Below are 19,544 nucleotides of genomic sequence, written 5' to 3'. Positions count from 1 at the left end.
AGTGCAGCAGAAACATCATCTCGGGTGAGACGGGATCAACAGGCGGGGGCAAATCGGGGGAACGGATTGTACGCGCTTTCAGCACGGCACACAGCCCCTATTAGGGGGACATTTGCGCGGGACAATCCACAGAAGCTGTGGATAACTCAGTGGACAACCGCCCTTTAACTTCCGCAAACGCAAGCAGCATGGGGCCTGCGCTCAAACTGACGATTTTTTCACCAGCTAAAAAAAAACGATGTTTTTCATTGACTTAATAATTCACCATCATAAATCAAACCCTTAGCTTCGCTTGTGACAGTGATGTCGCAGCTTGTGGCGCTAATGTGCACAACTCCTCATCAGGGCCGTTTTTGGTCATTTCATGCATCATTTATTGCGTGCCCGAACGCATCGCATTCTCAATGAATACAAGGCTCTCAGCAGGTTTTCGGTTTCTGGTTCGACATTGATGAAGAGGCATTTTGCGCATTATTCAGGGCAATGAAAGCAACACAGGCGACAAATTGCACATAGTGCGGTCCAAGCACTGCCAAAAATGCTCCCCATCCTAATGAACCAACGATTCAGTGAAGGAATCCATGAAGGAGATCGCCCAGTTCTTCCTGCTGCTGTTGGCTGTTTGCTTCGTCGCCCTGGCAGTCAGTATCGTGCTGCCACCCCCGGACGGCGGCGTGTTCGCCTACAGCGTGCTGCTGTCAGCGATCGCCCTGATGCTGATCATCTGCGGTGACCTGAGCAGCGGGCGCATCAACGCGACAGGCGACATCATGCGCGCCATCGAAAGCCGCAGGTCGCTGCGGCTGACTGTCACCGCCTACGTGCTGGGCTGCTCGATGGTTGCGTCAATCACCGTACTGATCTATAGATTGGCCGGGCACTGGTGAAGTTTTATACACTGCCACTTGCAATGTCCAGATGAGGCGGGTAATATCGCCGCCGTTAGTACCAAGCTGAAAATCAATTCCGGTCGACAAGTCCCCCGACAGACACTCCTCCATGCGACGAGAATGTTGGCAACAAGGGATCGACCACCTCGATGGTTTCCAGACATGAACCTTTCGCGCTGATGCACCATTTGGGGTGACAGTGCAGTCATGGCCCTCATGGTCTGCTTCAACCAGCCTGCAATTGATCAGGATCTTCACCCGGAGCGTAGAACCTTTGCTCCTGTTGTGTTGCCTGCCCTCCTAAGTACCTACCGGTCAGCCAGAGCGCCATACGATAAAGCGCGCTTCAACTGCCTGTCTTTGTTCCAGTCAGGTTCTCCGCCCAGCCAGGCTTTTGTATCAAATGTCGGCCCGCGTTTACTGGAATCTTTATTTTTGCACGGTATTGTTCCGTGTTGCTTCAGGAAACACCTTGAATATGAATACTCAGACTCAACATGCAATTCACACATTGACCAACGCTTTTGCCCCAATGAACTGCCTGATCATGGCCGCTCGCAAAGGCTGCTTCAGTTTCACCATCGTCAATGAACACGGCATCGCCCGCCACAGCGAACGCCTGTACCCCGATCAGTACGCCAGCGCCGAACCGCTGCAGGCCGTGATCGAGCGTACCCGCCAGGCCCTCATCGCCTGACGAAAACGTTGCACCGCAAGCCAAAAGCCCCGCACTGCAAAGGCGGGGCTTTTTTTATGCGCGCTTTATAACAGTGTCATTATGCGACGATAAGGCTCTGGAACTGCGCTAATTCGAAGTTCCTACTCCTTCGGCAGGATTGTCCTACAAGAATAGCTCTAAATCGGGCTCCTCAGCCTATAGCGCGCCGTCGAAAATGTTGGTAATTTTCGACCGGTGAATAACAAGGAGTTCTAATAATGAAAATAATGACAAAAGCACTGAACCGGACAACGCTTGGACTCGCACTGGGTCTGGCCTCTTCTCAACTGCTCGCTGCCGGCTTTGCCCTAAACGAACAAAGCATCAGCGGCATGGGCACCGGCTTTGCAGGTCGCTCCTCGTCAGCCGATGACGCAAGCACCGTATTCGGCAACCCTGCCGGTATGTCCCGCATCAAACGCGAACAAATCAGCGTGGGTGCAGCGGCAGTGATCGCCAAGACCGATATCGACAATGGCCGTGGCACATTTGGCGGCAGCAACGACGGCGACATGGTTCCGGTGGTCGGCGTACCCATGGGCTACTACGTCAAACCAATCGATGATCACTGGGCATTTGGTCTGGGCGTGTACGTACCGTTCGGCCTGGTCACCGATTACGAAAAAGGCTTCGCTGGCCGCTACTGGGGCGACAAGAGTCACGTCCAGGTCGTGACCTTCCAGCCGACTGTCAGCTATGCATTCAATGACAAGGTGTCCATCGGTTTCGGCCCGACGATCAACCGCATCGACGGTGAGCTGACGTCCGCTACATTGAATGGAAGAAGCCCGGGCCTCAACGACGGCAAGGTAAAGATCGAAGGCGATGACACCGCAATCGGCTTCAATGCCGGTATCCTGGTGCAGGCTACCGACACCACTCGCCTGGGCCTGACTTACCACTCCAAGGTCGATTACAAGCTCAAGGGCAAGACCAAGATCGAAGGTTCGGGCTTTGCCGGGTTCTCCGGCCAGAAGTATGACGCTTCGCTGGATATCTCCACGCCTGAGTCCGTGGACTTCTCCATCACCCAGCAGATCGACGAGAACTGGACGGTCTATGCCGGCAGTACCTGGACTCGCTGGAGCCGCCTGCAAGACATCACCGTCAACAACGATGGCGTCCCTGCCCTGCTAGGCGGTTCTGCCGGTCCGATCGGCACCATCACTGAAGAGCAGAACTGGCACGACACCTGGGCGCACGCCATCGGTGCTTCGTACAAGGTCAATAAAGAGTGGACGCTGCGTACCGGTTTCTCCGTTGATCAGTCGCCGACCAACAACGTCAACCGCTCCCCACGCATCCCGACGGGCGATCGCAAGATCATCAGCTTCGGTGCCGGCTGGAGCCCGACCGACGACCTGACCATCGACGTGGCGTACTCGTACCTGCGTGAAGACGAAACCAAGATCCGCGACAGCAGCCCGTCCAAAGGTTCGTACAGCGCCGACTACCGCAACACCGCTCACGGCCTGGGTACTTCGGTTACCTATCGCTTCTGATAAGCAACTGCCAGGCTGAAAAAAAGCCCGCAACCAGTGATGGTTGCGGGCTTTTTAGTGCATGCCTGGTGCGCTCAGACCTGAATTGATTGAATAGCGTACAGATACTCCGCGTCATTGACTGACTATCGTGCCGACGCTCAGCGTCGGCATGCAGTTCTGGACGCTCTGCGTCCCCTATGTGGCGCCTCGCATCACACAAGGGTTCTGCGATGCCAGGTCGATTCAGACAAGACTCAAGCCGCCCTTTTTTGCCCCCTAAGGCTTAGACGCAATCGCCTTCTCAATGGCTGCGATCAGCTCAGGATCATCCGGCTTGGTCATGCTGGAGAAGTTGGCGATGACCTTGCCCTGGCGATCGACCACGTACTTATAAAAGTTCCAGCGCGGCGCACTGCTTTGCTCGGCCAGCACCTTGAACAAATGGGTCGCATCATCACCGCGCACGGCCTGCGGCTCGGTCATGGTGAAGGTCACGCCATAATTGACGTAGCAGACCTTGGCAGTCTCCTCACCATCCTTGGCTTCCTGTTTGAAGTCATTGGACGGCACGCCCAATACTTCGAGCCCCTGCCCCTTGTAGCGCTGACTCAGCGCTTCAAGGCCTTTGAACTGCGGGGCGAAGCCGCAGAAGCTGGCAGTATTGACCACCACCAGCGGCTTGCCGGCAAAGCGCTTGCACAGGTCGATGTTTTCCTTGGCGCGCAGCTTGGGCAACTCGCCTTGCAGCAACGGCGGGCAGTCGGCGGCCATTGCAGCACCGCTCATGGCCAGCAGCAAAAGAGGGATCGAAAAAAAGCGAATGTTCATCATGGCGGCCCTGAATATTGTTTTGGTCTGCCGACACGCTACCCCATGCAGGAGCGTCTGCCTAGCAAGCGCCCATTCCCAATTGCAATGCGCCCAGCCCGACATGCTGCCAGGCCCTCCAGAGCAATCCCAGCACCACGGCGCCCACCAGCAGCGCCGCCAGCAGAGGCCAGCGCCGACTCATGCCAGACCGCCCTGCGCCTGCAATCGTGCCACCGGCCGCTCGCGCACCGGCCAGTTGAGCGCCGCGGCGAGTAGACTCAGCAGTATCGAGACTTGCCAGATCAGGTCGTAGCTACCGGTGCGGTCATACACCAGCCCGCCCAGCCAGCCACCGAGGAAGGCGCCTAGCTGGTGAAACAGGAAGACAATGCCGCCCAGCATTGACAGGTTGCGCACACCGAACAGTGTCGCGACCGTACCGTTGGTCAGCGGCACGGTCGACAACCACAGCAAGCCCATCGCCACGCCGAACAGATACGCTGTGGTCTGGCTCAAGGGTATCCAGAGAAACATCACGATCACCACCGCACGCAACAGGTAAAGCACGGTCAGCAGTCGGGGCTTGGACATGCGCCCGCCCAGCCAGCCTGCTGTGTAGGTGCCGAAGATATTGAACAGGCCGATCAGGGCCAGCACTGTAGTGCCGACCTTGGCGGGCAAGTGCTGATCCACCAGATAGGCCGGCAAATGCACGCCAATGAACACCACTTGAAAGCCGCAGACAAAGAACCCCAGCGCCAACAGCCAGAACCCCGAATGCGAGCACGCCTCACGCAGCGCCTCGCCCAGGGTCAATTCGACGCCGGTGGATACGCTCGGCGTATCCTTGAGCATACCCACCAAAGGCAGGATCAACGCCACCATCACGCCCAGCACCAGCAAGGCACCGGACCAGCCCAGCCAGTTGATCAAACCCAATGTACCGGGCAGCATGGCGAACTGACCGAATGAGCCGGCCGCGCTGGCGATCCCCATGCCCATACTGCGTTTTTCCGCAGGCAGCGCACGCCCCACGACACCCAGAATGACCGAAAACGATGTGCCGGACAGACCGATACCGATCAGCAGACCGGCGCTCAATGAAAGGCTGAGGGAAGAATCGGCGGTACTCATGCACAACAGACCTGCGGCATACAGCACACCGCCGACGAAGACGACTTTCGCCGCACCAAATCGATCGGCCAGCGCCCCGGCGAAGGGCTGTGCCAGGCCCCACATCAGATTCTGCAGGGCAATGGCAAAGGCAAAGACTTCACGTCCCCAGCCAAACTCGGCGCTCATGGGTGCCAGAAACAGACCGAAGCCGTGCCGCGTGCCCAACGAAAGCGCAAGAATCAGCGCACTCCCCAGCAGAACCCAGCCACTGGTACGCCAGATCGATGTCATGGTTAAGCTCCCTGCGCTTTGTGTTACATGGTTTTACCCGCGATTCGCGAAGCTACGCGCTGCCGGTAAAAGCTGTCAACAAAGCGATGCGCAGGGTCTCAAAGCAGCGCCAGCGTCAGCAGCACCGCCAACTCCAGCAGCTCAAGCAATGCCCCGGCTGTATCACCGGTGCATCCGCCCAGACGGCGCATCATCAGCTGCCGCAACCAGAAGAAGCAGGCGGCGCAGACCAGCAATACCATTCCCCCTGACCAGCCGGCGAGCAGCACGCACGCAATGGCAGTGGCGAGCAAAACCTTGCGTCCAGGGCCACGCGGCAGATGATCGGCCAGCGCCTGCCCCAACCCTCCGGAACGCACATACGGCGTCCCCAAAAACAGCCCAAGCATGGCAGCGCGCCCGATTACCGGTGCCAACAGCAGCCAGACACTGGCATGGCTCTCGATCAGCGCCAGAATCGCGGCAAACTTGAGCAGCAGCACCAAGACCAGCGTGACCACGGCGATAGGCCCGCTGCGTGGATCTTTCATGATCTTCAAGGTGCGTTCACGGTCACCGAAGCCGCCCAGCCAGGCGTCAGCACTGTCGGCCAGACCATCCAGATGCAGGCCGCCGCTGAGCAATACCCAGGCAGTGAGTACCAGCGCGGCGTGCAGCATCAGCGGCGCACCACTGAGCAGCGTGTTGAAACCCAGCAGCAGGGTGCCGAACACCGCCCCCACCAACGGGTAGAACAGCAAAGAACGCCCCAGCTCTTCGGGACGCGGCATACTGGGCAGCCTGATCGGCAGGCTGCCGAGAAATTGCAGAGCGATCCAGAACGGCAGCATCTCAGATCTCCGTGAGTACGCGATCAGCAGCGACCTGAATCGACAACAGCGCGCCATGTCCGACCACCACCTGCAACAGTTGCTCACGCGGCAAACCACGCGCCTGCGCCACCAGCAGGCGCATGACACCACCATGACTGACCAGCAACACGCGCTCACCCGCATAAGCCTGATGCAGACGCTCAACGGCACTCAATACGCGGTTCGAGAAATCCAGCACCGGCTCACCGTTGGGAGGTGTGAAGGCGTAGGGATCCGCCCAGAACAGCCCCAGGCCCTCGGCATCGGTCTCCATGAGTTGCGCAGGGCTGTGCCCTTCCCAGTCACCGAAATGCAGCTCCTGCAAACCCGGCTCCAGGTGCAGAGGCAACGACAAGCGCTGCGCCAGCTCCTCGGAGAAACGGGCGCAACGTTGCAGCGGCGAGCTGACAATCCGCGTCCAGGGGCCGCCACCCGCCACTGCCGCACGCATCTGCTGCCAGCCAGACTCGGTCAGAGCGTCGTCGATGCTGCCGCGCAGGCCGCCGCCCAGTTCGGTTTCGCCGTGACGCAACAAGTCCAGGTGCAAGGTCATGCGGGACGATCCGCCACAGCCGCTTCGGCAAACGTCGCCATGCCGTTGTGCAGCTCGCACGCCAGGCGCACCAGCGGCACCGCCAGTGCGGCACCGCTGCCCTCGCCCAAACGCAAACCGAGGTCCAGTAACGGTTCGGCCTGCAACGTTTCCAGCAGATGCCGATGGCCCGGTTCGGCGCCCCGATGACCGAACAGCAGCCAGTTACGGCAGGAAGGGTTCAGGCGCACCGCCACCAGCGCGGCCACGCTGCAAATGAAACCGTCGACCAGTACCGCAATTCCTTCCTGCGCGCAGGCCAGGTACGCACCAGTCAGTGCGGCGATTTCGAAGCCGCCCAGACAGAACAGGCTGCTCAACGGGTCACCCGCCTGCTCGGCGTGCAATGCCAGTGCGCGCTCGATGACACGCGTCTTGTGCTGAATACCCTCGGCGTTCAGCCCGGTGCCCGGTCCGACCAGCAATGGCGCGGCGCACTCCAACAGTGAGCAGGCGACTGCGCTGGCGGCTGTGGTGTTGCCGATGCCCATCTCGCCACCGATGAACAGTTCGGTGCCGACAGCTTTGGCGCGCAATACGCTGTCACGCCCGGCCTGCAGGGCGGCGAGCCCCTGCTCGACACTCATGGCCGGCCCCTGGGCAAAATTGGCGGTGCCCGCGCCAATGCGCAGATGGCGCACCCCGGGCAGATCCATTGGCGACACGGTGCCCAGATCGACCACGTCCAGTTGCGCGGAGAGCTGACGCGCCAGCACGCTGATCGCAGCGCCGCCGTTGACGAAGTTGTGCAGCATCTGACCGGTGACTTCCTGTGGGTACGCCGACACACCTTCAGCGACGACGCCATGATCAGCGGCAAAAATCGCGATCCACAGTTGATCGACGGCCGGACGCTCACGTCCCTGCAGACCGGCCAGCTGTACCGCCAGGCGCTCCAGTTGTGCCAGTGAACCGGCGGGTTTGGTCAGTTGCTGCTGACGGGCCAGTGCCGCCTCGCGCATTGGCACATCAATGGCCTGTGCAGGCTTGAGCCACCAGGAATTACTCATAGCGCGGTTCCTTTCAACGTCAGGGGCAAGCCGGCAACGGTCAACACGACACGCTGGCAACGCTCGGCCAGCGCCTGATGCAACAGGCCGGCTTCATCGACATAGCGACGGGTCAGTTCGCCGAGCGGCACGACACCAAGCCCGGTTTCGTTGCTGACAAAAATGATTTCACCCGGCAGCCCAGCAAGGCTGTCGAGCAGGGATTCACGTTCTTGAAGCAGGCGCTCGGGGTTGTCGAGCATCAGTAGATTGGTCAGCCAGAGGGTCAGGCAATCGACCAGCAGGCAGCAATCGGGCGCCGCGTTTTCGCGCAGTACCCGCGCCAGTTCGATCGGCTCTTCGACCAACCCCCAGTGCTCGGGACGGCGTGCGCGATGACTGGCAACACGCTGATTCATTTCGCCGTCCAGAGGCTGACTGGTGGCGATGTACGTCACCCTCAGCGCGCTGTCGGCGGCCAGTTTTTCCGCCAGACGACTCTTGCCGGAGCGCGCGCCGCCGAGGATCAATTGCAGCATTCAGTTCGCCTCCAGGCCACACAGTTCGCGAAGCAATGGGCCGTCCAGGTGCTTTTCCACCAGGTCCGCCAGACGTTCGATGTCGCGCTCGCGCAAGGCGTGATAATCGACGGACTGCACGTTCGTCAACCCCGCCCAGCGCAGCAACGCGCTACAGGCAGCAGGTGATTCGAACAGGCCGTGCAGGTAAGTCCCCAGCACCTGGCCATCGGCACTCTGCGCACCATCGCAACGCCCGTCGTCCAGTTGCACGGCAGCCTGCTCCAGCGCCGGCCCTGTCGTTACCCCGGCATGAATTTCGTAACCGCTGACCTCGGCGTCTTCCAGGGTCAGACGACCGCGCACATTGCGCAGTTGCTTTTCCGCTTCCAGCACCGTGCTCATTGCCAGTAGGCCAAACCCTGGGCTGGACCCGGCTGCGCCTTCCAGCCCGAGTGGATCGTGTACCTGCTCACCGAGCATTTGCAGGCCACCGCAAATCCCCATCAGCTTGCCGCCATAACGCAAATGCCGCTCGATGGCGGTGTCCCAGCCATTGTTGCGCAGGTAGTTGAGATCGCTGCGCACACTCTTGGAACCGGGCAGAATGATCAGGTCCGCAGGAGGAATCGCCTGGCCGGGGCCGATGAATTGCAGATTGACCTGAGGGTGCAGGCGCAACGGATCGAAATCGGTGTGATTACTGATGCGAGGCAGCACCGGGACCACCACGTTCAGCACATGCTCGACCTTGTCGGTCTGACGCTGGTCCAGGCCGTCTTCGGCCTCCAGGTGCAGATCCATCACGTAGGGCAGCACGCCAACCACCGGCTTGCCGGTGCGCGCTTCCAGCCAGTCCAGGCCCGGCTGCAACAAGGCGATGTCGCCGCGAAAACGGTTGATGATGAAACCCTTGACCCGCGCCTGCTCGCTGGGCGACAGCAGCTCGAGCGTGCCGACCAGATGGGCAAACACCCCGCCACGATTGATGTCGGCAATCAGCAGCACCGGGCAGTCGACCGCCTCGGCAAAGCCCATGTTGGCGATATCGTTGGCGCGCAGGTTGATCTCGGCCGGAGAACCCGCACCCTCGACCACAATCACCGGATAGCTCTCACCCAGGCGCCGATGCGATTCCAGCACTGCCTGCATGGCGATCTCTTTGTAGCCGTGATACGCCACCGCGTTCATGGTGGTCACGGCGCGGCCGTGAATGATCACCTGCGCGCCGGTGTCACTGTTGGGCTTGAGCAGCACCGGGTTCATGTCGGTGTGCGGTTCGAGGTAGCACGCCTGGGCCTGCACGGCCTGTGCGCGACCGATCTCGCCGCCGTCTGCCGTCACCGCGCTATTGAGCGCCATGTTCTGCGGCTTGAACGGCACAACCTTGACGCCCTGACGAGTCAGCCAGCGGCACAGGGCCGTCACCAGGGTGCTCTTGCCGGCATCGGAAGTGGTGCCTTGTACCATCAGCGTGCTCATGGGTATTCCTTGCGGTATTCAAGCAGAACATCGTGCAGCCGCAGCCAGTCGGCCTCGTCGCAGGGCAGACCGAAACGCAGACTGGACGACTCGGAGCTGTCACCCTTGAACAGGCGCAGCAGCACGCCACGCTGCGCACAAAACTCATAGAGCGTCTGCGCTTCAGGGGTCACCAGCCATTGGAACAGCGCGCAGCCGCCTTGCGGGCTCAGACGGTAGCGGTCGAGCAACGCCACCAGCCGCTCGCGGGCCTGCTCACAGCGCTCACGCTGGCGCGTCTGCCCCTGCTGATCGCTAAGGCACACCTGACCGATGATCCGGGTTGGCCCACTGACCGACCAAGGCCCGATTTCCTGCGCCAGCATCCTCAACAGCACCGGCTCGGCCATGACAAAACCAAGCCGGACGCCGGCCAGGCCGAAAAACTTGCCAAACGAACGCAGGACAATCAGTCCGCTGCGCCACGTCTCGGCCGCCAGGCTCATGCCCGGCGTGTTATCCATGAACGCTTCATCGACGACCAGCCAGCCACCGCGCTCGGCCAGTCGCGCATGCCACTCCAGCAGGCGCTCGGCGCTCAGGTGCAGGCCGGTCGGGTTGTTGGGGTTGACCACCACCAGCACGTCCAGGCTGTCGAGGAAGTAGTCGACCTCCTGCTCACCCACCTCACGGACCACGAAGCCGTTCTTGCGCCAGGCATGCGCGTGCTCTGCGTAGCAGGGCGACAGTACGCCAACCCTCCCTCCGCTGCGCACCCGTGGCAGCGCCTGAATCGCAGCCTGCGAACCAGACACCGGCAATAACCGGGACACGCCGTAATAAGTGCAGGCCGCCGCTTCCAGACCATCGTCAGTCTCGGGCAACCGCGCCCAGGCACGCGTCGGAATCTCCGGGATGGGCCACGACCAGGGCGCGATCCCGGTGGACAGGTCCAGCCAGTCGGCCAGAGGGATACCGTAATGCTGCGCGGCCGCGCGCAACCGCCCGCCGTGCTCAAGCATAAAATTCAGCTGCCACGCAGATGACCAGCAGCCATAACCAGACGCCGCGCTGCACCAGTTGCCAGCCGCGATCGATCGAGTCCGCATCGGCAGGCGTACCCTCACCCAGTTGCGGACGCTGATGCAGCTCGCCGTGGTAGATCGCCGCGCCCCCCAGTTCGACGCCCAGCGCGCCTGCGCCAGCGGCCATTACCGGGCCGGCATTCGGACTGTCCCATGCCGGAGCCTGCGTACGCCAGCAACGCAGCGCCAGTCGGGTCTTGCCCAGCAAGGAATAGGTCAATGCCACAAGACGTGCGGGAATATAGTTGAGCAGATCATCGATCTTCGCCGCAGCCCAGCCAAAACGCTCAAAGCGCTCATTGCGGTAACCCCACATGGCGTCCAGCGTATTGCTCAGCCGGTACAGCACCACACCGGGCGCGCCAGCCACCACGAACCAGAACAGCGCCGCGAACACCGCATCGCTGCCGTTCTCCAGCACCGACTCGGTAGCTGCGCGGGCGACTTCGGTAGCGTCCAGCTCAGTGGTCTGGCGACTGACCAGATAACCGACCCGCTGACGTGCTTCGACCAGATCATCACTGCGCAGCGCTTGCGCCACCGGCTGAACGTGCTCACCCAGGCTGCGCATGCCCAGCGCGCAATACAGCGCCAGAATATCGAACAGCCAGCCCACGCCAGGCAACCAGCTCAGCAGCGTGGCCAGCAGCGTCAGCGGTACAACGGTGATGACCCAGGCAGTAACGCCATGACTGCGCCAGCCACGGCCGCCACTGTTGAAGCGCTGCTCGACCCGGCTGGCGAAGTTGCCGAACGCCACCAGCGGATGCCATCGTTTTGGCTCACCGAGCAGCGCATCCAGCGCGACCCCGGCGACGCTCAACAGCGCCACACTCATTGACTCACTCCCCATTGATTCTCGTACAGCAGCTCATGCAGCGGACGCGCCTGCGCCCAGCCTTCCATCACCAGCATTGGCGCAGGATAAAATTCCTTGACCGGGCCCAGACAAATGATCGCCAGCGGCTTGGCGCCGTCAGGCATGCCCAGCAGTTCGGCCAGCGCCTCGGGGTCGAACAGCGACACCCAGCCCATGCCCAGGCCTTCTGCACGCGAGGCCAGCCACAGGTTCTGGATCGCGCAGGACAGCGAGGCCATGTCCATTTCCGGCAAGGTGCGACGGCCGAAAATGTGCTGCTCTCGCTTTTCCATCAGCGCGGCGACCAGCACTTCTGCACAGTCGTTGATGCCTTCGACCTTGAGCTTCATGAACTCGTCGGTTCGCTCACCCAGCGCCTCGGCGGTACGAATACGCTCTTCCTCTACCTGCGCCTGCATCCGGTCGCGCAATAACGGGTCGCTGATGCGGATGAAGCGCCACGGCTGCATCAGCCCGACGCTGGGAGCCTGATGCGCGGCCTCCAGTACGCGTGCCAGCAGCTCGGGCGCGACCGTGCCGCCGATGAAGTGGCGCATGTCGCGACGTTCGGCGATGGCGCGGTACACCGCAGCCCGCTCTTCGGGGCTGAACGCTTGCTCGGTCATGGTTTGAACAGCGCCGCTATCGCCCGAGGGCAGGAAGGAAAATAGAAATGCACGTAGGACGCGGTCAGGCGACCCAGGCGATAAACCGCTTCTGCGCCGCGTCCGCCATTAGGGCTGACGCCACGCGCGATCGGCTGCAGCTCGGTGCTGGTCAGCGAATGATGATAAGTGTGACCGTGCAGCGTGCCCTCGGGTAACTCGACGGCTTGCAAGGCCAGCGCAGCCAGACGCTTCTGCATGACGGCTTCACCGGACAGCAAACCGACCAGTTCGGCACGCACGCCCTCGACATCGGTCAAGGCTTCGAGCAAATAGAGCATGCCGCCGCACTCGGCCAGAATCGGCTTGCCGGCAATATGGTGAGCCCTGATCGAAGCCTGCATCGCGCCATTGGCGGCCAGCGCGACGTGGTGCAGCTCCGGGTAGCCACCTGGCAGGTACAGGCTGTCGGCGTCGGGCAACTCGCGATCATGGATCGGCGAGAAGAAACTCAGCTCGGCACCCATGTTCCTCAGCAGGTCCAGACTCGCGCCATACAGAAAGGCAAAGGCCTCGTCGCGCGCGATGGCGATGCGTACGCCGCGCAGCAGCGGCTCGACCTGAACCGGGTCGGGCGCAGTGAAGGTCACGGCCGGCGGCAAGGCCACTTCACAGGTGCTGGCAAGCGCCGCAGCCGCCATGTCCAGACGCACGTCCAGATCGTTGAGCTCACTGGCCTGGACCAGCCCCAGATGGCGGCTGGGCAGTTCGAAGCCGACTTCCCGGGACAGTGCGCCGTACCAGCGCAGGCCTTCGGTCAGGCTGTTCTCCAGCAATTGCGCATGGCGTACCGTGCCGACGCGATTGGCCAGCACACCGGCGAACGGCAGATCAGGCTGATAGCGCGCCAGGCCCAGCGCCAGTGCGCCAAACGTCTGCGCCATGGCCGTGCCGTCGATCACACCGAGTACCGGCACGCCAAAATGCCGGGCCAGGTCGGCGCTCGACGGCGTGCCATCGAACAGGCCCATGACCCCCTCGATCAGAATCAGGTCCGCCTCATCAGCCGCTTCCCACAACAAGCGACGGCTTTCATCCGCACCGACCATCCACATGTCCAATTGATAGACCGGCGCGCCACTGGCCCGCTCGAGAATCATCGGGTCGAGAAAATCCGGGCCGCACTTGAACACCCGGACCTTGCGCCCCTGATTGCGGTGCAGGCGTGCCAGTGCAGCGGTCACCGTGGTTTTGCCTTGCCCGGAGGCAGGCGCAGCGATCAATACCGCCGGGCAATCACGCGGGGCTCTCATTGCAATGCGCTCAATGATGAAGGGGTCACAGCTCGATACCTTTCTGCGCGCGAATACCGGCCTGGAACGCGTGCTTGACCACGCCGATCTCGGAAACGGTATCGGCCAGGTCGATCAATTCGGCTTTGGCACCGCGGCCAGTCACCAACACATGCTGCATCGGCGGACGTGCCTGCAGGTCGCTCAGCACCTGTTCGAGGTCGAGGTAGCCATGTTTGAGGGCGATGTTCAGTTCGTCGAGCACTACCAGCCCAATGGCCGGATCGCGAAGCATTTCCTGAGACACAGCCCAGGCGGCTTCAGCGGCGGCGATGTCACGCTGGCGATCCTGGGTTTCCCAGGTGAAGCCCTCGCCCATCACGTGATAGCGCACCTGCTCGGGGAAACGGCGGAAAAACATTTCTTCGCCGGTGCTGTTGCGGCCCTTGATGAACTGCACCACACCACACTGCATGTCGTGGCCCATGGCCCGGGCGAGCATGCCGAATGCCGAACTGCTCTTGCCCTTGCCATTGCCGGTCAATACCAGCAGCAGGCCGCACTCGTTGGGCGAGCTGGCAATACGCTGGTCCATGAAGGCTTTCTTGCGCTGCATGCGCGCCAGATGGCGTTCGTCGCGTTCGGGGGATTCGTTCATCTGGGTTCTCCGCTCGGGGCAGGCGACAACAGACGGAAGGACAGCACTGGACAGCACGGCAACGCCCTGCACAGAACACCACCCTCCGTGATGTCATTGAATGATTCAGGCCGGTCTCCGGGCTCATGAGCGGGTCACCCCGGCTGCGCGCCTTCCCATGTCGAAACACAGTGGCGTCAGGCACAGCCTTGACTCATTTACCGTTGCGGGGGCAGCGCCGGGATCGGATCTGTCGACCCACACCGGCTTCCCTGTTTCACTCTGCCAATCGAGGATTGCAGAGCACCTGAAACAAACCGCGAAGGGTAGAGGGTTGGACCGGGAGCGTCAATCAACACCGTCGCCGCGGAACGTTATTGAACCTAGCGGGTTGGCGGCGCCTCTATCAGTTACTGGACCACGCCTTTGTTAATGGAGATCGATCATGTTCAAACTCAGACCCCACTACGCAGTGTTGCTGCTGGTCGCCGGCGGCCTCGCTGCCTGCGGCGAGTCGTCGAGCCTGCAAGTCTCGGATGGAACAGGCCCCTCGCCCAAGCTGCCGGAGCCCAACAAGACGCTGATTCCGACCGTCAACATCGCACCCGCCGTAGGCTGGGAAAAAGGCGCCAAGCCGGTCGCCGCGCCGGGCACACAAGTGGCTGCGTTCGCCGAGAACCTCGATCACCCGCGCTGGCTGTATGTATTGCCCAACGGTGACGTGCTGGTGGCAGAAACCAATTCGCCCGCCAAACCGGATGACTCCAAAGGCATTCGCGGCTGGGTGATGGAAAAAGTCATGGGCCGCGCCGGTGCCGGTGTGCCCAGCGCCAACCGCATTACCTTGCTGCGCGACGTGGACAAGGACGGTGTGGCAGAGACCCGCACGGTTTTCCTGCAAAACCTCAATTCGCCGTTCGGCATGACCCTGGTGGGCAACAAGCTGTATGTCGCCGACACCGACCGCCTGATCAGCTTCCCGTATGAATCCGGGCAGACCTCGATCAGCGCGCAAGCGACCAAGGTCGTCGACCTGCCGGGCGGTACGCTCAATCACCACTGGACCAAGAACGTCATCGCCAGCAAGGATGGCAGCAAGCTGTACGTGACCGTGGGCTCCAACAGCAACGTGGCCGAGAACGGCATGGACAAGGAAGAAGGCCGTGCGGCGATCTGGGAAGTGGACGCGGCTACCGGTAACCACCGGATCTTCGCTTCCGGCCTGCGCAACCCCAACGGCATGGATTGGGAACCGAAGACCGGCAAACTGTGGACGGCGGTCAACGAGCGCGACGAGATCGGCAGCGATCTGGTGCCTGACTACGTGACCTCGGTGCAGGACGGCGCATTCTACGGCTGGCCTTACAGCTACTACGGCCAACACGTCGACGAGCGCGTCAAGCCGCAGAACCCGGCACTGGTCGCCAAGGCGATTGCCCCGGATTACGCAGTCGGTCCACACACCGCCTCGCTGGGCCTGGTGTTCGCCGACGGCAAGACACTGGCTGCACCGTTCAACGAAGGTCTGTTCATTGGCCAGCACGGCTCGTGGAACCGCAAACCGCACAGCGGCTACAAGGTGGTGTTCATTCCATTCAGTGGCGGCAAACCCAACGGCACACCGGTCGATGTGTTGACCGGTTTCCTCAACAAGGATGAAAAAGCCATGGGTCGTCCGGTTGGCGTAGTCAATGATCAGCGCGGCGGATTGCTGGTGGCCGACGATGTCGGCAACAAGATCTGGCGCGTGACATCCGCCAAGGCTGCTCAGTAACGCCGAGCGTAGAGATTTGACGCAGAGCGTCGCACGATAGTTGAGATCATCGCTCCCTACGCTCCAGCACTCGGCGTTACACACAAGTCCTGGAGAGCCCGGAATACGTGCCTTTCAGGGTTCTGTCCGAAGGGCGTAGGAGCGAACTTGTTCGCGAAGGCGGTGTTTCAGAAGATGCATTTTCGGCGATCATACAGGCCCTTCGCGAACAAGTTCGCTCCTACGGCCTACGGCCAGAATCAAAAGCAGACTTAGGTGTAACGTTGAGCGCTCCGCGTGGGCGTGGGCATGCAGTTCTGGACGCTCTTGAGCGCGCGCAGAGCAATCAGCGCGAAGCGCTTAAGGCCGATTCTGCGCCAGGCTGGCGGGCTGAATTACGCGCTTGGCGTTGAGGTAGGCTCTCTGCCAGTAAGGCTTGTCGAGGCTGTCGAGCTTGACCGTGCCGCCGGTGGCAGGTGCATGCACGAAGCGGCCTTCGCCGACATAGATCCCGGCGTGGGACACCTGAGAACCGCCCGATGTGGCGAAGAACACCAGATCACCTGACTGCAATTGCTCGCGACGAATATTCGGTGCGCCCATCACGATCATCTCGCGCGTGGAACGCGGCAGGGAAATGCCCGCCGCATCACGATAGACATAACCTATAAGACCGCTGCAATCGAAACCGGAGTCAGGCGTGTTGCCGCCCCAGCGATAAGGCGTGCCAACCAGCCCCAACGCACGAAACAGCACGTCTTCGGCAGCCGGAGAGAGAATCTGGGGAGGTGCAGTGACCACCGGACGCTGAACGATCCGGGGCGCTTTGGGCGGAGGCGGCGCACTGGCGCAGGCACCGAGCAACGCAGCAACAGAGATGACTAACAGCCGCAACGCAATCGACATAACCACAACAACCCATCCGGATGCGGCTTACGCTGCCGAGAAGCTCAAAAACGCAGAAAGACCCGAAGGTCTTGTACTGCGCGTTCTATTTATTTACGCCGCTTGGACGCGGTCTTGACTGTAGTCGAAGTCATCGCCGTTGTCTGCGTTACTTCAGGTGTCGATTTTACTGCAACAGTACCTGGGGCCATCGCCAGAGGCCGCTTGGCCTCGATGAAGGTCTTGCTCCAGTAGGCGTCATCGAGGCTGTCGATGCGCACACCGCCGCTGCGGCGACTGCTGGAGTGGATGAACTGCCGATTACCGGCGTAGATCGCTGCGTGGCTGACCTGACCGCGACCGCGGGTACTGAAGAACAGCACATCGCCCGGCTGAAGCTTGTTGCGCGCCACCAGAGGTGCGTTGACGTTGATCATTTCACGCGTGGAACGTGGCAGGCTCATGCCGGCCTCTTCGCGAAACAGATAACCGATGAAGCCGCTGCAATCGAAACCTGAAGAAGTCGACGTGCCGCCGAACTTGTAGCGTGTGCCGATCAGCGACTTGCCACGCTCCAGGATGCTGTCGGCCAAGGCCGGCAGTTGGTAAGACTTGTTATCAGCGAACTGGGACAGTTCGTCTTCGGTAGCGAGCTCGTCCTGCAGGACTGCCGCGTCTGCGCGACGGGCTGCGGACTGGGCGTTGGCATTGATTGCGCTCTGATAGCGTGGAACTGGCTGGGCCTGTTCCTGCTGTGCGACCGGCATATTGGCCGAGCAACCGAAGAGAAATGTAACGAGTGCGAGAGGCACGAGGGGTGCGAAGCGAACAACTTGCATGGGCACAACCGTGGCTGACTAGTTAAGATGGCGAGACTATGCCTTTTATGAAGGTGATTTGCAAATTCAATCGAACTAGATGTGACTTATGAGTTCGGCCATGACATGTGCCGCGCGGTACGGTAAAAAGACGTCCATCTGCGCGCTGTGATCCGTCGGCTGCGGATTGATTTCTGCGGTAAAACCCCCGGAAACCCTGGTGCGAATGACAGGTTCGTGAATGTAGGGGAAGCTTGCGGTGGTGCCGATACTCAGGACCGCGTCATAGCCTTTAGCCAGCTCTTCATGCAGTGTTTCCAGCGCTTTTTCGGGGAGCATTTCCTGAAAAAGAACGACGGACGGTCGCAAAATGCCACTACATGCCGGGCATAAGGGGGGCAAAGGGCGCTGCAAGTGCTCGCTCAATTGAGAATCCTCAGCACCGCAGGATTGGCAAAACAGTGGCGAGAGTTGCCCGTGAATTTCGATCAGGCGCTCCGGCGGACTGCCCGCCGCGCGATGGTAACCGTCGACGTTCTGGGTCAGTACCCAGCACTCGGGTTTGATGCGCTGCAACTGGGCGATGGCGTAATGCGCGACATTCGGCTCGCCACCCAGGCACGCCTTGCCCAGTTCGGCGATGTATTTCCAGCACAGTTCAGGGTCACGACGCAGCATGGGCCCGGACAGGGCCATTTCGATAGGCAGGCCATCGTCGGTCTTGCCATTGTAGAGCCCGCCCACGCCGCGATAGGTCGGCAGCCCCGAATCGGCAGACAGACCCGCCCCGGTGATCACCAGAATCCGTTGTGCATGGCGCAAGGCAGCCGCCGTCTGCATCAACAGCGCCTGATCTACCACCCGAGGGTCTCTTTAAGGAAGGGAATGGTCAGCTTGCGCTTTTCCTGGAGTGACGCCTGATCGAGGCGCTCGAGCAATTCGAACAACGCGCTCATGCTGCGTGTACCACGCGTCAGGATGAAATGCCCGACATCGTCGGTCAGGTGCAGGCCTCGGCGTGAAGCACGCAGTTGCAAGGCGCGCAGTTTGTCTTCGTCGGACAGCCCGCGCATCTGGAACACCAATGCCATGGTCAGGCGCGATTTCAGGTCGGGAAGCTTTACCGGCAGTTCGCGGGGCGACTTGGACGCGGCAATCAGCAGGCGACGCCCACTGTCACGCAGACGATTGAACAGATGAAACAGCGCTTCTTCCCAGTCCGGCTTACCGACGATCGCCTGCAGGTCGTCCAGACACACCAGCTCATATTGCTCCAGATGATCGAACAGCTCGATGCCTTCATCTATCACTTCGGCCAGCGGCAGATACACCGCAGGCTCGCCAAGCTGTTCGAAACGCAGACAGGCAGCCTGCAGCAGGTGCGTGCGCCCTACCCCGTCCTTGCCCCACAGATAGATGAGGCTTTCGGTCCAGCCAGCGTCGGCTTCGCACAGCCGCTCGACATAGCCGAGTGCAGCGGCGTTGGCGCCTGGATAGTAATTGACGAAAGTGGCGTCATCACGCAGACGCACACTCAGGGGCAGCTGAATCGGTTTCATGCTGACTAACGGCTCATGCAAACCGTCAAGGGCCTCTGTGTAAAGAGCGCAAAGTTTATACCCGTGACGCTGGTCGCACAATGCGACAGACCTCAAGCAAAATCAAAGGTTTGCGTCAGGGTGAGTAAAGCGCCGCCCAGGCTCTGTACGAAAAGTCGGCGAGCGAAGGTCAGGCAAGGCAAAAACAGGCGAGGAACGGCCGGGGTCGCGTTCGACTCGACGTGTTGTAAATGAGCATTCCGATTGGACTCGCATCCGAGCCTGTTTTTAACGAAGCATCACCGAGCGCAGCCACTTTTCGTACAGAGCCCAGTACGGGGCGTTTGAAGGG

The 19,544-nt window shown here is 61.1% G+C and carries 21 protein-coding genes and 1 riboswitch; of the genes, 4 read left to right on the top strand and 17 right to left on the bottom strand.

Going from position 1 to position 19,544, the window contains the following annotated elements:
* Positions 1–581 precede the first annotated feature (581 nt).
* From JOE34_RS13535 to JOE34_RS13525, 3 genes are all read left to right on the top strand, one after another.
* The gene (locus JOE34_RS13535; RefSeq protein ID WP_024960053.1) at positions 582–887 is read left to right on the top strand and encodes a hypothetical protein; all 306 of its coding nucleotides are present in this window, start codon (positions 582–584) and stop codon (positions 885–887) included.
* A 481-nt stretch (positions 888–1,368) separates the two neighbouring features.
* Positions 1,369–1,587 carry a hypothetical protein gene (locus JOE34_RS13530; protein WP_002554588.1) on the top strand — a complete coding sequence of 73 codons (219 nt, stop codon included), beginning with the start codon at positions 1,369–1,371 and terminating at the stop codon, positions 1,585–1,587.
* A gap of 248 nt (positions 1,588–1,835) precedes the next feature.
* Entirely contained in the window at positions 1,836–3,110 is a 1,275-nt protein-coding gene (locus tag JOE34_RS13525) for an outer membrane protein transport protein (protein ID WP_024648754.1), read from the top strand.
* Between the two features lie 258 nt (positions 3,111–3,368).
* On the opposite strand, the gene JOE34_RS13520 is transcribed toward JOE34_RS13525, so the two are convergent.
* From JOE34_RS13520 to cobO, 13 genes are all read right to left on the bottom strand, one after another.
* Positions 3,369–3,920 carry a glutathione peroxidase gene (locus JOE34_RS13520; RefSeq protein ID WP_003314628.1) on the bottom strand — a complete coding sequence of 184 codons (552 nt, stop codon included), beginning with the start codon at positions 3,918–3,920 and terminating at the stop codon, positions 3,369–3,371.
* Between the two features lie 61 nt (positions 3,921–3,981).
* Entirely contained in the window at positions 3,982–4,104 is a 123-nt protein-coding gene (locus JOE34_RS26060; RefSeq protein WP_280922941.1) for a hypothetical protein, read from the bottom strand.
* Positions 4,101–5,300 (bottom strand): MFS transporter, encoded by a 1,200-nt coding sequence (locus JOE34_RS13515; protein WP_162488815.1) that lies wholly within the window; start codon positions 5,298–5,300, stop codon positions 4,101–4,103. The genes JOE34_RS26060 and JOE34_RS13515 overlap by 4 nt, the downstream gene beginning before the upstream one ends.
* A 107-nt stretch (positions 5,301–5,407) precedes the next feature.
* Positions 5,408–6,139: an adenosylcobinamide-GDP ribazoletransferase gene (locus tag JOE34_RS13510; protein WP_024664249.1), complete on the bottom strand. Its 732-nt coding sequence runs from the start codon at positions 6,137–6,139 to the stop codon at positions 5,408–5,410.
* 1 nt (position 6,140) lies between these two features.
* Complete coding sequence (gene cobC, locus JOE34_RS13505; protein WP_016568706.1) at positions 6,141–6,713, bottom strand: alpha-ribazole phosphatase family protein; 573 nt, start codon at positions 6,711–6,713, stop codon at positions 6,141–6,143.
* The gene (gene cobT, locus JOE34_RS13500; RefSeq protein ID WP_032661167.1) at positions 6,710–7,762 is read right to left on the bottom strand and encodes a nicotinate-nucleotide--dimethylbenzimidazole phosphoribosyltransferase; all 1,053 of its coding nucleotides are present in this window, start codon (positions 7,760–7,762) and stop codon (positions 6,710–6,712) included. The genes cobC and cobT overlap by 4 nt, the downstream gene beginning before the upstream one ends.
* Positions 7,759–8,280 (bottom strand): bifunctional adenosylcobinamide kinase/adenosylcobinamide-phosphate guanylyltransferase, encoded by a 522-nt coding sequence (cobU, locus tag JOE34_RS13495; RefSeq protein WP_003344890.1) that lies wholly within the window; start codon positions 8,278–8,280, stop codon positions 7,759–7,761. The genes cobT and cobU overlap by 4 nt, the downstream gene beginning before the upstream one ends.
* Entirely contained in the window at positions 8,281–9,741 is a 1,461-nt protein-coding gene (locus JOE34_RS13490; protein ID WP_003393744.1) for a cobyric acid synthase, read from the bottom strand.
* The gene (gene cobD, locus JOE34_RS13485) at positions 9,738–10,742 is read right to left on the bottom strand and encodes a threonine-phosphate decarboxylase CobD (RefSeq protein WP_003314621.1); all 1,005 of its coding nucleotides are present in this window, start codon (positions 10,740–10,742) and stop codon (positions 9,738–9,740) included. Before cobD ends, JOE34_RS13490 begins: the two co-directional genes overlap by 4 nt.
* Complete coding sequence (gene cbiB, locus JOE34_RS13480) at positions 10,735–11,643, bottom strand: adenosylcobinamide-phosphate synthase CbiB (protein WP_096115738.1); 909 nt, start codon at positions 11,641–11,643, stop codon at positions 10,735–10,737. Before cbiB ends, cobD begins: the two co-directional genes overlap by 8 nt.
* Positions 11,640–12,290, bottom strand: a complete 651-nt coding sequence (gene bluB / locus JOE34_RS13475; RefSeq protein WP_209995958.1) for a 5,6-dimethylbenzimidazole synthase — start codon at positions 12,288–12,290, stop codon at positions 11,640–11,642. Before bluB ends, cbiB begins: the two co-directional genes overlap by 4 nt.
* The gene (locus JOE34_RS13470) at positions 12,287–13,582 is read right to left on the bottom strand and encodes a cobyrinate a,c-diamide synthase (RefSeq protein ID WP_003393738.1); all 1,296 of its coding nucleotides are present in this window, start codon (positions 13,580–13,582) and stop codon (positions 12,287–12,289) included. The genes bluB and JOE34_RS13470 overlap by 4 nt, the downstream gene beginning before the upstream one ends.
* A 25-nt stretch (positions 13,583–13,607) precedes the next feature.
* The gene (gene cobO, locus JOE34_RS13465) at positions 13,608–14,219 is read right to left on the bottom strand and encodes a cob(I)yrinic acid a,c-diamide adenosyltransferase (protein ID WP_003393737.1); all 612 of its coding nucleotides are present in this window, start codon (positions 14,217–14,219) and stop codon (positions 13,608–13,610) included.
* A 90-nt stretch (positions 14,220–14,309) separates the two neighbouring features.
* Positions 14,310–14,524: riboswitch (cobalamin riboswitch) on the bottom strand.
* Between the two features lie 119 nt (positions 14,525–14,643).
* Here cobO and JOE34_RS13460 point away from each other — a divergent pair.
* Positions 14,644–15,972 (top strand): sorbosone dehydrogenase family protein, encoded by a 1,329-nt coding sequence (locus JOE34_RS13460; protein ID WP_004411233.1) that lies wholly within the window; start codon positions 14,644–14,646, stop codon positions 15,970–15,972.
* Positions 15,973–16,311: 339 nt separating this feature from the next.
* Here JOE34_RS13460 and JOE34_RS13455 read toward each other — a convergent pair whose 3' ends face one another.
* The 4 genes from JOE34_RS13455 to hda all read right to left on the bottom strand — a co-directional run bounded on the left by JOE34_RS13455 (position 16,312) and on the right by hda (position 19,213).
* Positions 16,312–16,857, bottom strand: a complete 546-nt coding sequence (locus JOE34_RS13455) for a C40 family peptidase (RefSeq protein ID WP_003404277.1) — start codon at positions 16,855–16,857, stop codon at positions 16,312–16,314.
* Between the two features lie 89 nt (positions 16,858–16,946).
* Positions 16,947–17,675 carry a C40 family peptidase gene (locus JOE34_RS13450; protein WP_004416752.1) on the bottom strand — a complete coding sequence of 243 codons (729 nt, stop codon included), beginning with the start codon at positions 17,673–17,675 and terminating at the stop codon, positions 16,947–16,949.
* A gap of 75 nt (positions 17,676–17,750) precedes the next feature.
* The gene (locus JOE34_RS13445; RefSeq protein WP_024692408.1) at positions 17,751–18,515 is read right to left on the bottom strand and encodes an NAD-dependent deacylase; all 765 of its coding nucleotides are present in this window, start codon (positions 18,513–18,515) and stop codon (positions 17,751–17,753) included.
* Positions 18,509–19,213 carry a DnaA regulatory inactivator Hda gene (hda, locus tag JOE34_RS13440; RefSeq protein WP_003369632.1) on the bottom strand — a complete coding sequence of 235 codons (705 nt, stop codon included), beginning with the start codon at positions 19,211–19,213 and terminating at the stop codon, positions 18,509–18,511. Before hda ends, JOE34_RS13445 begins: the two co-directional genes overlap by 7 nt.
* Positions 19,214–19,544 lie beyond the last annotated feature (331 nt).

It is taken from the genome of Pseudomonas sp. PvP028, from assembly GCF_017832255.1.
GTDB lineage: Bacteria > Pseudomonadota > Gammaproteobacteria > Pseudomonadales > Pseudomonadaceae > Aquipseudomonas > Aquipseudomonas syringae.
Note: the sequence above shows the minus strand (reverse complement) of the source record. Positions and strands in the feature narration are given on the sequence as shown.

What these genes read in the sequence shown, in the direction of transcription:
- hda (WP_003369632.1), bottom strand. Translation starts at nt 19,213, where the DNA reads ATGAAACCGATTCAGCTGCCCCTGAGTGTGCGTCTGCGTGATGACGCC.
- JOE34_RS13470 (WP_003393738.1), bottom strand. Translation starts at nt 13,582, where the DNA reads ATGAGAGCCCCGCGTGATTGCCCGGCGGTATTGATCGCTGCGCCTGCC.
- JOE34_RS13525 (WP_024648754.1), top strand. Translation starts at nt 1,836, where the DNA reads ATGACAAAAGCACTGAACCGGACAACGCTTGGACTCGCACTGGGTCTG.
- JOE34_RS13455 (WP_003404277.1), bottom strand. Translation starts at nt 16,857, where the DNA reads ATGTCGATTGCGTTGCGGCTGTTAGTCATCTCTGTTGCTGCGTTGCTC.
- JOE34_RS13520 (WP_003314628.1), bottom strand. Translation starts at nt 3,920, where the DNA reads ATGAACATTCGCTTTTTTTCGATCCCTCTTTTGCTGCTGGCCATGAGC.
- JOE34_RS26060 (WP_280922941.1), bottom strand. Translation starts at nt 4,104, where the DNA reads ATGAGTCGGCGCTGGCCTCTGCTGGCGGCGCTGCTGGTGGGCGCCGTG.
- cbiB (WP_096115738.1), bottom strand. Translation starts at nt 11,643, where the DNA reads ATGAGTGTGGCGCTGTTGAGCGTCGCCGGGGTCGCGCTGGATGCGCTG.
- JOE34_RS13460 (WP_004411233.1), top strand. Translation starts at nt 14,644, where the DNA reads ATGTTCAAACTCAGACCCCACTACGCAGTGTTGCTGCTGGTCGCCGGC.
- cobO (WP_003393737.1), bottom strand. Translation starts at nt 14,219, where the DNA reads ATGAACGAATCCCCCGAACGCGACGAACGCCATCTGGCGCGCATGCAG.
- bluB (WP_209995958.1), bottom strand. Translation starts at nt 12,290, where the DNA reads ATGACCGAGCAAGCGTTCAGCCCCGAAGAGCGGGCTGCGGTGTACCGC.
- cobC (WP_016568706.1), bottom strand. Translation starts at nt 6,713, where the DNA reads ATGACCTTGCACCTGGACTTGTTGCGTCACGGCGAAACCGAACTGGGC.
- cobD (WP_003314621.1), bottom strand. Translation starts at nt 10,742, where the DNA reads ATGCTTGAGCACGGCGGGCGGTTGCGCGCGGCCGCGCAGCATTACGGT.
- JOE34_RS13535 (WP_024960053.1), top strand. Translation starts at nt 582, where the DNA reads ATGAAGGAGATCGCCCAGTTCTTCCTGCTGCTGTTGGCTGTTTGCTTC.
- JOE34_RS13530 (WP_002554588.1), top strand. Translation starts at nt 1,369, where the DNA reads ATGAATACTCAGACTCAACATGCAATTCACACATTGACCAACGCTTTT.
- cobU (WP_003344890.1), bottom strand. Translation starts at nt 8,280, where the DNA reads ATGCTGCAATTGATCCTCGGCGGCGCGCGCTCCGGCAAGAGTCGTCTG.
- JOE34_RS13490 (WP_003393744.1), bottom strand. Translation starts at nt 9,741, where the DNA reads ATGAGCACGCTGATGGTACAAGGCACCACTTCCGATGCCGGCAAGAGC.
- JOE34_RS13510 (WP_024664249.1), bottom strand. Translation starts at nt 6,139, where the DNA reads ATGCTGCCGTTCTGGATCGCTCTGCAATTTCTCGGCAGCCTGCCGATC.
- cobT (WP_032661167.1), bottom strand. Translation starts at nt 7,762, where the DNA reads ATGAGTAATTCCTGGTGGCTCAAGCCTGCACAGGCCATTGATGTGCCA.
- JOE34_RS13450 (WP_004416752.1), bottom strand. Translation starts at nt 17,675, where the DNA reads ATGCAAGTTGTTCGCTTCGCACCCCTCGTGCCTCTCGCACTCGTTACA.